The organism is Streptomyces sp. MS191 (genome assembly GCF_008042125.1).
Lineage (GTDB): Bacteria > Actinomycetota > Actinomycetes > Streptomycetales > Streptomycetaceae > Streptomyces.
Map to the genome: position 1 here is coordinate 264583 of NZ_RDBI01000065.1, position 6988 is coordinate 271570.

The 6988-nt window shown below is 71.3% G+C and carries 5 protein-coding genes; 1 reads left to right on the forward strand and 4 read right to left on the reverse strand.

Features of this window, described 5'->3' with window-relative positions; all coding sequences use genetic code 11:
- Positions 1-150: 150 nt before the first annotated feature.
- Entirely contained in the window at positions 151-1212 is a 1062-nt protein-coding gene (locus EAO71_RS28075) for a PLL family lectin (RefSeq protein ID WP_147980613.1), read from the reverse strand.
- Positions 1213-1445: 233 nt separating this feature from the next.
- Between EAO71_RS28075 and EAO71_RS28080 the strand changes: the two genes are divergently transcribed.
- Entirely contained in the window at positions 1446-1844 is a 399-nt protein-coding gene (locus EAO71_RS28080) for a PIN domain-containing protein (RefSeq protein ID WP_147980614.1), read from the forward strand.
- A gap of 73 nt (positions 1845-1917) precedes the next feature.
- Here the strand turns inward: EAO71_RS28080 and EAO71_RS28085 are convergent, their stop codons facing one another.
- From EAO71_RS28085 to EAO71_RS28095, 3 genes are all read right to left on the reverse strand, one after another.
- Positions 1918-3396: an amino acid permease gene (locus tag EAO71_RS28085; RefSeq protein ID WP_147980615.1), complete on the reverse strand. Its 1479-nt coding sequence runs from the start codon at positions 3394-3396 to the stop codon at positions 1918-1920.
- A 188-nt stretch (positions 3397-3584) separates the two neighbouring features.
- Complete coding sequence (gene dxs, locus EAO71_RS28090) at positions 3585-5504, reverse strand: 1-deoxy-D-xylulose-5-phosphate synthase (protein WP_147980616.1); 1920 nt, start codon at positions 5502-5504, stop codon at positions 3585-3587.
- 228 nt (positions 5505-5732) lie between these two features.
- Entirely contained in the window at positions 5733-6983 is a 1251-nt protein-coding gene (locus tag EAO71_RS28095; protein WP_147980696.1) for a sugar ABC transporter permease, read from the reverse strand.
- Between the last annotated feature and the right edge of the window lie 5 nt (positions 6984-6988).

A 6988-nucleotide genomic window follows, 5' to 3' on the forward strand; every position in this document is an offset into this window, starting at 1 on the left:
GGTGCCGGGGCCGTCCCGCGTCCGGGGCCGGCCGTGACGCGTCCCGGGGGCCCGCCCGAACGCCGGGCGGGGACGCGCACGCGGACGGCCCGGGACCCTCGCGGGGTCCCGGGCCGGTGCCGTCGGGGAGATGCGCGGTGCGCGGCGGGCTCAGACGCGGGTCCAGGTCTCCATCGCCAGGCCCGACTCCTCCTTCTGGCGCGTGACACGCAGCGCGCCGTCCTCGCCGATCGCCGCCAGGACCACCCGGCCGAGTCCGTCCAGGGCCATCGCCGGGGCGCCGGCGCAGACCTCACCGGTCGGCAACCACTCCAGGCCCGCCTCCTCGGTCTCGGTCGGGTACGCCGCGAGCGCGGGCCGGCCCGAGGCGTCGCGCTGGGCCAGCAGCGTGCAGTCCACCCCGTCGACCGGGGTGCGCAGCAGGGCGACCGGGCCGGTGCCGGACCCGCCGCCCAGCGGACGCGGCCGGTCGCCGGGGCGCCAGGCGACGACCTCACCGGTGCCAGCGTCGCGCCAGAAGCGGGTGACCGTCTCGCGTCCGGTGCGGGTCGCCGTGAACGTACCGTCGGCGACCGACACCTCGGTCAGCTCGTCGGCGCGCGGCATCCGCCAGCCCGGCTCCTTCTGGCTCCAGCGCAGCACGTGGTCCGCGCACGGCGCGGAGACCTCGGCCAGGCCGGCGTCGTTCACGGTCACGGCCACCGTGCCGGACACCCCGCTGCCCTTGATGTCGCCCCAGCCCTTCCAGCGCCCGGTCGTCTCCTGGCTGCGGCCGCTGACCCCGCGTCCGGCGTTGCGGACGAACATGTGCATCGACCCTTCCGGGTCGACCAGCGCGGACGGCAGGCCGAGTTCGGCGGCGAGGTGCCGGTTGTCCTTGGAGGTGTAGGGGCTGTTGAGCGAGTGCCAGTCCCGCAGCGGCCGGCCCGTCTGGTACTGCACGGCGTACACGATCGAGGCGTCCACGTGGTCGCCCCCGCCGGGCAGCCGGCGCAGGCCGGTGAGGAAGACGTAGCCCTCCGGACTCTGCACGATCGACAGGTGCGGCACGAGGCCCGGCGCGGGGAGCAGCTCGGGGCCGCTCCACTCGGGCCCGCCGACGTTCTTCTCGGTCCAGCGCAGCACGCCGCCGTCGACGGGGGCGTACGCGGTGAGGCGGCCGTCCTTGCCGCGCACCAGCCAGTCGGCGGTGGGGGGGACGGGATCCTTCATCGGTACCGAGGGCGTGAGTTTCTGCGGCTGGGCTCCCGTGAGCGAGCTCGGCACCGAGGCCTGACCGTCCGAAGCGGACTTACGGCTCTGCGACCTGCGCGCGGACCACACGGCCATGGTCTGCGACCACCTTCCCTGACACCTTGAAATCGCGGCGACAATAGCACTGGGACGCATCTCACCGTCTGCCGGGAGGCCGCAAGATCGCAAGGGCAGGGGACATGACAGGGGACATGCCGCAACATCTCCGACCTGTACTGATCGTGGACGGCGCCAACGTCGTCGGTTCCGTGCCGGACGGCTGGTGGCGGGACCGGCGGGGTGCGGCCGAGCGGCTGCGGGACCGGCTGGCGGAGGTGGCCCGGCGGGGGATCCGGGAGGAGCCGGGGCCGCTCGACGTGGTGCTGGTCGTGGAGGGCCGGGCGCGGGGCGTGGAGCCCTCCGCGGAGGTGCGGGTCGCGGCGGCGGACGGGAGCGGCGACGACCTGATCGTGGAGCTGGCCCGCGAGGCGGCGGGCCGGCGGTGCGTGGTCGTCACGGCCGACCGCGAGCTGCGGAGCCGGGTGAACGGGCACGGCGCGCGGTGCGTGGGCCCGCGCGCCGTGCGAGAGGACTGGACCACCGCCCCGTGATGCCCGCTCAGAAGGCCCTGTGCGGGCTTCTGCGGGCCCGGGACGGTGGTCGTGGGTCCTGGGAGGGGTCGCCCTAGTACAGGGCGTCCTGGCCCGCGTTGCCGAGTCGGCTGTGCTTGCGTCCGTAGAGGAAGTAGACGATGAAGCCGATGACCATCCAGACGGCGAACCGGAACCAGGTCTCGCCGGGCAGGTTGAGCATCAGCCAGAACGAGGCCGCGATCGACAGGATCGGCAGCACCGGGACCCACGGGGTGCGGAAGGCGCGGTGCAGGTCCGGGCGGGTGCGGCGCAGGACCATCACGCCGACGGCGACGACGACGAACGCGAAGAGCGTGCCGATGTTCACCAGGGTCGCGAGCTCGTTGATGCTGGTGAAGCCCGCCACGATGGCGATGACCACGCCGAGCAGGATCGTCGGCCGGTAGGGCGTCTTGAAGCGCGGGTGGGTCACCGAGAAGAAGCGCGGCAGCAGACCGTCGCGGCTCATCGCGAAGAACACCCGGGTCTGGCCCAGCAGCAGGATGAGGCAGACGGTGGTGAGGCCGACGGCCGCGCCGAAGCTGATGACACCGGCGTAGAAGGGGTGGCCGGCGGCCTTGAAGGCGTCCGCGAGCGGGGCGCTGACCGACAGTTCGGTGTAGTGCTGCATGCCGGTCACGACCAGGGCGACGGCGACGTAGAGGATGGTGCAGATGAGCAGCGAGCCGAGGATGCCGCGGGGCATGTCGCGCTGCGGGAGCTTGGTCTCCTCGGCCGCGGTGGCCACGACGTCGAAGCCGATGAAGGCGAAGAAGACGACGGAGGCGGCGGTGAAGATGCCCATGACGCCGAAGTTGGTCGGCTCGTACCCGAAGATCAGCTGGACCATCGGGGAGTCCCAGCCGGAGGTGCCCTCGGGCGGGGCGATCGCGTCGGGGATGAAGGGGTCGTAGTTGTCGCCCACGATGAAGAAGAGACCCGCGATGATCACGATCATGACGACCGTGACCTTGATCGCCACGACGACCGCGGTGATGTTGGCGGAGAGCTTCATGCCCAGGACGAGGACCACGGTCAGCACCAGGACCAGCAGGAACGCCAGGAGGTCGAAGGTGCCGCCGGGGACGTCCGGCCCTGACAGCGCGGCCGGCATGTGCCAGTCCACGTTGTCCATCAGGGAGCGCACGTACCCGGACCAGCCGACGGCGACGACGGCGGTGCCGAGCGCGAACTCCAGGACGAGGTCCCAGCCGATGATCCAGGCCGGGAGTTCGCCGATGGACGCGTAGGCGAAGGTGTAGGCCGAGCCGGCCACCGGGACCGTCGAGGCGAACTCGGCGTAGCAGAGGGCCGCCAGGGCGCAGACGATGCCGGCCGCGACGAAGGCCAGCGCGGTGGCCGGGCCGGCGTTCTCCTTGGCCACCTTGCCGGTGAGCACGAAGATGCCGGTGCCGATGATGACGCCGACGCCGAAGACCATCAGGTCCCAGGCGGACAGCGATTTCTTCAGCGCGTGCTCGGGCTCCTCGGTGTCCCGGATCGACTGTTCGACCGTCTTGGTCCGGAACATTCCTGACGACCTGCTTGGCTGCTGGTCCGTACTCACCGTCGTACCTCCGTGCGGTCGGTCCCAGCACCCATGATCGAGAGGGTCGGGGTGCGGCGCGCGCCGAGGGAACGGGATTCACACGAATGGGCCGGTCGAACCCTCCGGGGAGTGGTCCGACCGGCCCAATGGTGACGGTGTGTCGCGGGCGGTCAGTCGCGCGCGGGCTCCACGGCCTGGCTGCTGTCCTCGTAGCGCCCGTCCAGTCGCGAGACCAGACCGGTGACCTGGCGGGCGATGTCCGGCGCCGTCAGGCCGATCTCCGCCATGACCTCCTTGCGGGAGGCGTGGTCGAGGAAGCGCGGCGGGATGCCGAAGTCGCGCAGCGGCACGTCGACGCCGGCGTCGCGCAGGGCCTGGGCGACGGCGGAGCCGACACCGCCGACCCGGCTGTTGTCCTCGACGGTGACGACGACCCGGTGCTGCTCGGCGAGCGGCGCCATGGCCTCGTCGACCGGCTTGACCCAGCGGGGGTCGACGACGGTGGTGGTGATGCCCTGCTTGTCGAGGAGATCGGCGATCTCCAGGCACATCGGCGCGAGCGCGCCGACCGACACGAGCAGGACGTCGGGCACGTCGCTGCCGGGCTCACGGAGCACGTCCATCCCGCCGACCCGGCGCAGGGCCGGTACGGCGGGGCCGACGGCGCCCTTGGAGAAGCGGACGACGGTCGGGGCGTCGGTGACCTCGACGGCCTCGCGCAGCTGGGCGCGCACCTGGTCGGCGTCGCGCGGGGCGGCGAGCCGCAGGCCGGGGACGACCTGGAGGATCGACATGTCCCACATGCCGTTGTGGGAGGCGCCGTCCGTACCGGTGACACCGGCCCGGTCCAGGACGAAGGTGACGCCGCACCGGTGCAGCGCCACGTCCATCAGGACCTGGTCGAAGGCGCGGTTGAGGAAGGTGGCGTAGACGGCGAAGACCGGGTGGAGTCCGCCGGTCGCCAGGCCGGCCGCGGAGACCGCGGCGTGCTGCTCGGCGATGCCGACGTCGTACACCCGCTCGGGGAAGGCCTTGGCGAACTTGTCGAGGCCGACCGGCTGGAGCATGGCCGCGGTGATCGCGACGATGTCCGCGCGCTCCTTGCCGAGCTTGACCATCTCCTCGCCGAAGACCGAGGTCCAGTCGGCGCCGGAGGAGGCGATCGGCAGGCCGGTGTCGGGGTGGATCTTGCCGACGGCGTGGAAGCGGTCGGCCTCGTCCTGGAGGGCGGGCTGGTAGCCGCGGCCCTTCTCGGTGAGGCAGTGGACGATGACCGGGCCGCCGAAGCGCTTGGCGCGCGTGAGGGCGGACTCCAGGGCCTCGATGTCGTGGCCGTCGATCGGGCCGACGTACTTCAGGCCCAGGTCCTCGAACATGCCCTGCGGCGCGATGAAGTCCTTCAGGCCCTTCTTGGCGCCGTGCAGGGTCTCGTAGAGCGGCTTCCCGACGACGGGGGTGCGCTCCAGGATGTCCTTGCCGCGGGCGAGGAAGCGCTCGTAGCCGTCGGTGGTGCGCAGGGTGGCCAGGTGGTTGGCGAGGCCGCCGATGGTCGGGGCGTAGGAGCGCTCGTTGTCGTTGACGACGATGACGAGCGGGCGGTCCTTGGCCGCGGCGATGTTGTTCAGCGCCTCCCAGGCCATGCCGCCGGTCAGCGCGCCGTCGCCGATGACCGCGACGACGTGGTCGTCCTTCTTGAGGACCTCGTTGGCCTTGGCGAGGCCGTCGGCCCAGCCGAGGACGGTCGAGGCGTGCGAGTTCTCGATGACGTCGTGCTCGGACTCCGCCTGCGAGGGGTAGCCGGAGAGGCCGCCCTTCATCTTGAGCTTGGAGAAGTCCTGCCGGCCGGTGAGCAGCTTGTGCACGTAGCTCTGGTGGCCGGTGTCGAAGAGGACCTTGTCCTTCGGGGAGTCGAAGACGCGGTGCAGGGCGATGGTCAGCTCGACCACGCCGAGGTTGGGGCCGAGGTGGCCGCCGGTCTTGGAGACGGCGTCCACGAGAAACGTCCGGATCTCCTCGGCCAGCTGTTCCAGCTGTTCCGGGGACAGCCGGTCCAGATCGCGCGGTCCCCTGATACGGGTCAGCAGAGCCACCCGTGCCTCCTTGCGTTTGAGCTGGTCGAGCTTGCCGATTTCGTCGAGTCTAATGTTCCGCTCCCGACCTCGGTCATCGGGCGGCGGGGTGCGCGCCACTCGAATGGCCGACACACCGCCGAGCCTACGGGGCGTTACACGGGTCCAGACGCGGCAGTTCCCGGCGCCGGTTCTGCGGCGCCGGGAACTGTGGGGTTCGTTACGCGAAAGGCTGTTCGCCCTTCGTCGTCACGCGCGTCCCGCGGTCTTCTGCGTGCGGCGGGAGACCGAGTCGATCACGACGGCGGCGAGGAGCACCGCGCCGGTGATCATGAACTGGATCTCGTTGGCCATGCCGATCATGTTCAGGCCCTGCTGGATCGACTGGATGACGATCATGCCCAGGAGCGCGGACCAGACCTTGCCGCGGCCGCCGAAGAGGCTGGTGCCGCCGATGACGGCGGCGGCGATGACCAGCATCAGGGTGTTGCCGCTGCCCAGGCTCTTGGTGGCGCCGCCGGAGAGGCTGGCCACGAAGAGACCGCCGAAGGCGGCGAGCATGCCCGACAGGCCGAAGACGAGGATCCGGATCCGGTCCACGTTGATGCCCGCGCGGCGCGCGGCCTCGGCGTTGCCGCCGACCGCGAAGACCTTGCGGCCGAACAGGGTGCGGCGGGCGACGAAGTCGGCGATCACCAGGACGGCCACGAAGAGGACCAGGGCGAGCGGCAGGCCGCGCGCGCCCTCGGGCTCGTTCAGGACGTAGGCGACGACGAAGCAGAGGATCGCGACGACGCCCGTGCGGAGCACGATCTCGCTGGTGGGGCGGGACGGCAGGGCCGCGGCCTTGCGGCGCTTGGCGTCGAGCAGCAGCGAGCCGGCGTAGGCGAGGACGGCGACGGCGGCCAGGCCGTACGCGGCGCCCTTGTCCTCGAAGTAGTACGCGGTGAGGTTCTCGACGATCGAGCCGGTGGGCGCGTTGATCGAGCCCTCCTTGCCCATGAGCCAGATCTGCAGACCGCTCCAGCCGAGGAAGCCGGCGAGGGTGACCACGAAGGCGGGGACGCCGATCTTGGCGAAGAAGAAGCCGTGCAGCAGGCCGATGAGCAGACCCGAGGCCACCGCGATGACCACGGAGAGCAGGTCGTTCATGCCGTTGGTGACGTTGAGTACCGCCCAGACGGCGGCGCCGACGCCCGCGACCGAACCCATGGAGAGGTCGATCTCGCCCAGGATGAGGACGAAGACGATGCCGACGGCCATGATGCCCAGGCCGGAGGAGTACACCGCGATGTTCGCGACGGAGCTCGCGGACAGGAAGTTGCTGTTCTGCACCTGGAAGACGATCGCGATGACGATCAGGCCCAGGACGACGGGCAGCGAGCCCAGCTCACCGCCGCGGATCTTGCGGGAGAACTCGCTCCAGTAGCCCTTGAAGCCCTCCTGGCGGACCAGCAGGCGCGGGTCGACGGCGGGGATGGGGGGGTCGACGGCGGGGATGGGGG